Annotated in this window: 3 protein-coding genes; 1 reads left to right on the forward strand and 2 read right to left on the reverse strand. The window is 68.8% G+C overall.

Annotated features, from left to right (window positions below):
- Positions 1 to 46: 46 nt before the first annotated feature.
- Positions 47 to 400 carry an SHOCT domain-containing protein gene (locus ACWGPE_RS18505; RefSeq protein WP_231429488.1) on the reverse strand — a complete coding sequence of 118 codons (354 nt, stop codon included), beginning with the start codon at positions 398 to 400 and terminating at the stop codon, positions 47 to 49.
- 2 nt (positions 401 to 402) lie between these two features.
- Positions 403 to 837, reverse strand: coding sequence for a DUF6325 family protein (locus tag ACWGPE_RS18510; RefSeq protein ID WP_231429486.1), 435 nt, complete (start codon positions 835 to 837; stop codon positions 403 to 405).
- A gap of 225 nt (positions 838 to 1,062) precedes the next feature.
- Here ACWGPE_RS18510 and ACWGPE_RS18515 point away from each other — a divergent pair, with 225 nt between their 5' ends.
- The gene (locus tag ACWGPE_RS18515) at positions 1,063 to 3,387 is read left to right on the forward strand and encodes an arylsulfatase (protein WP_452049237.1); all 2,325 of its coding nucleotides are present in this window, start codon (positions 1,063 to 1,065) and stop codon (positions 3,385 to 3,387) included.
- Positions 3,388 to 3,423: the final 36 nt, after the last annotated feature.

A 3,423-nucleotide genomic window follows, 5' to 3' on the forward strand; every position in this document is an offset into this window, starting at 1 on the left:
GGGCCACAGGGGCCCGCGGCATCCGCGTCGTTCGCGCTCGAGGCGCTCAGGCGAGCAGCTTCGCCTTCGCGGCGGCGAACTCGTCGGCCGAGAGGATGCCCTGCTGCTGCAGGGCGGCGAGCTTCTGCAGCTCGGCGACGACGTCGACGCCGCCGGCCGGGGCCGCGGGTGCCGCAGCCGCCTGCTGGGCGGCGGCCTGTTGCGCGGCCTGCTCGGCGTAGGCCTGCTGCTGCGCGGCCGCCTGCTGCTGCTCGTAGGCCTGCGCCTCGTACTTCTGCTCGGCGCGCTCGTTCTGACGACGCGCCACGTTGCCGGAGACCGCGGTCGCGGTGCCCGCGACGACCGCCGTGCGCGCGGCCATGCCGATGAGGCCGGGACGACCCATTCGACGCAGAGGCATGATCAGTTCTCCTCACCGCTCGCCTGAGCGAGCAACTCGTTGACGACCGGCGCGGGAATGCGCTCGGTCGACAGCACCACGCCGCCGCCCTGGGCGAAGCGCGATGCGAGCTTCTTGGCCCAGACGAGCTCGAAGGCGGCCAGCGCCGCCGAGGTGCCCGGAGGGATGAGCTCGGCGAAGTCGTCGACGTCCTCCGCACCGACGAGGCCCGACTGCTCGAGCTCGAGCACGCCGAAGCCGTACGACTCGCCTTCGTCTTCGATTTCGACGATGCGCACCGAACCGTCGGGCTCGCGCGAGACGATCACGAGGTCGAGCAGGCGGATCTCGCCGCCCTCGACCAGCTCCTCGAGGGCCTCCACCGTGCCGGCGTCCAGCCGGTCCCCCTCGAATCCAACCAGGTACAGCTCCACCGGGCCGTACTCGAACTCCGCCATGATTCCCCTTGGGTTCGAAGATGCGCCGCCGGCGGTCACCGGCGACATCCGAAGACTAACCCCGACGCCCACGAGCCGCCACAACGCGCGCTGCGCTCAAGGCGAACGGGGCGGCCCCCGTTCGGGCCACACGGAACGCGATGGTCCTTCCCTGCCGTGCGCGCGCCGAGTAGCGTCGACCGAAGGGCGGACCGCCCGTGCAGTCGACGAGGGGATGCACTCCACATGTCCAAGGAATTCACGGGGACGATCAAGCTCGACGTCCGCGAATCGGTGGCCGACTGGTCGCCGTACGAGCTGCCGAAGGCGCCCGAGGGGTCGCCCAACATCCTGGTCATCCTGTACGACGACACGGGCATGGCCTCGTGGTCGCCGTACGGCGGCCGCATCAACATGCCGACGCTCGACCGGCTCGCGAAGAACGGGCTCACCTACACGCAGTGGCACACGACCGCGCTCTGCTCGCCGACGCGGTCGACCTTCCTCACCGGGCGCAACCACCACGCCAACGGCATGGGCGTGATCATGGAGGGCACGAACGGCTTCCCGGGCCTGTCCGGTCGCATCCCCGAGGAGTGCGCGACCATCGGCCAGGTGCTGCAGCAGAACGGCTACTCGACGTTCTGGGTCGGCAAGAACCACAACGTCCCGGAAGAGGACATCTCGGCCGGCGGCAGCAAGGCGCAGTGGCCGCTCGCGATGGGCTTCGACCGCTTCTACGGGTTCCTCGGCGGCGAGACGAACAACTGGTACCCCGACCTCGTCGAGGACAACCGGTTCGTCGAGCAGCCCTACTCGCCCGAAGACGGCTACCACCTCTCGAAGGACCTGGCCGACCAGACGATCCGCATGATCCGGGACCAGAACGCCTCGAACCCCTCGAAGCCCTGGTTCACCTGGTTCTGCCCGGGTGCCAACCATGCGCCGCACCACGCGCCGCAGGAGTACATCGACAAGTACAAGGGACTGTTCGACGACGGCTACGACGCCTATCGCACATGGGTGCTCGAGCGCATGATCGAGCGCGGCATCCTGCCGGAGGGCACCGAGCTCACACCCTTCAACCCCCTGCCCGAGGACCAGGCGAACCCCGCCGACTACGTCAAGCCGTGGGAGTCGCTCTCCGCCGACGAGCAGCGCCTGTTCAGCCGCATGGCCGAGGTGTTCGCGGGCTTCAGCGAGTACACCGACGTGCAGACCGGCCGCATCATCGACTACCTCGAGGCATCCGGCCAGCTCGAGAACACGCTCATCTTCTACTGCGCCGACAACGGCGCGTCGGGCGAGGGTTCGCCCGACGGTTCGGTCAACGAGAACAAGTTCTTCAACGGGTTCCCCGACGACCTCGCCGAGAACCTCTCGAAGATCGACGTGCTCGGCGGGCCCGAGACGTACAACCACTACCCGACCGGGTGGGCCGCGGCGTTCTCGGCGCCCTTCCAGATGTTCAAGCGCTACGCCCAGTTCTCGGGCGGCACGTGCGACCCGATGGTGATCCACTGGCCGGCCGGCATCAAGGCCAAGGGCGAGATCCGCCACCAGTACCACCACTCGACCGACATCGTCGCGACCATCCTCGACGTCATCGGCATCGAGTTCCCCGAGGTGTTCCGCGGGGTCGAGCAGCGACCGCTCGACGGGGTCTCGATGAAGTACAGCTTCGACGCCGAACCCGACGGGCCGACCGAGAAGCACGTGCAGTACTACACGATGATCGGCACGCGCGGCATCTGGAAGGACGGCTGGAAGGCGGCGAGCATCCACGCGCCGCTCACCGGGCACGGGCGCTTCGACGAGGACCGCTGGGAGCTCTACCACGTCGACGAGGACCGCTCGGAGTCGAAGGACCTCGCCGCCGAGCACCCCGAGAAGCTGAAGGAGCTCGTCGACCTCTGGTTCGAGGAGGCCGAGCGCAACCACGTGCTGCCGCTCGACGACCGGTCGGCGCGCGAGCAGCTCACGATCGAGCGGCCCCAGTCCGAGCCGCCGCGCTCGCGCTACGTCTACTACCCCGACACCGGCGCCGTGCCCGAGTCGGTCGCGGTCAACGTGCGCGGCCGTTCGTTCAAGATCATCGCCGACGTCGAGGTCGACACGGGAACGCAGGGCGTGCTCTTCGCGCACGGTTCGCGCTTCGGCGGCCACTCGCTGTTCATCAAGGACGGCAAGCTCAACTACGTGTACAACTTCCTCGGCATCCCGCCCGAGCAGGCGTTCACGTCGGAGGCGCTGACCCCCGGCAAGCACGCCCTCGGCATGGAGTTCGTCCGCGAGAGCGCCGGCGAGCACGGCGAGTCGATCGGCACCTGCAAGCTCTACGTCGACGACCAGGTCGTCGCCGAGGGGCCGATGCGGGCGCAGGTCGGCAAGTTCACGCTGTGCGGCGACGGCCTCTGCATCGGCTACGACAGCGGCGACGCGGTGAGCAGCCAGTACACCGACTCCTTCCCGTTCACGGGCGGCACGCTGCTCGGGGTCGCCATCGACGTCAGCGAGGAGCAGTACCTCGACCTCGAGCTCGAGGCCCTCGCGGCGTTCGCGCGCGAGTAGCCGACCTCATCACCGAACACGGATGCCTCGGCGAGC

It is taken from the genome of Agromyces sp. NPDC055658 (assembly GCF_053618155.1).

Coding starts and splice junctions, on each gene's coding strand:
- ACWGPE_RS18505 (WP_231429488.1), bottom strand. CDS start 400: ATGCCTCTGCGTCGAATGGGTCGTCCCGGCCTCATCGGCATGGCCGCG.
- ACWGPE_RS18510 (WP_231429486.1), bottom strand. CDS start 837: ATGGCGGAGTTCGAGTACGGCCCGGTGGAGCTGTACCTGGTTGGATTC.
- ACWGPE_RS18515 (WP_452049237.1), top strand. CDS start 1,063: ATGTCCAAGGAATTCACGGGGACGATCAAGCTCGACGTCCGCGAATCG.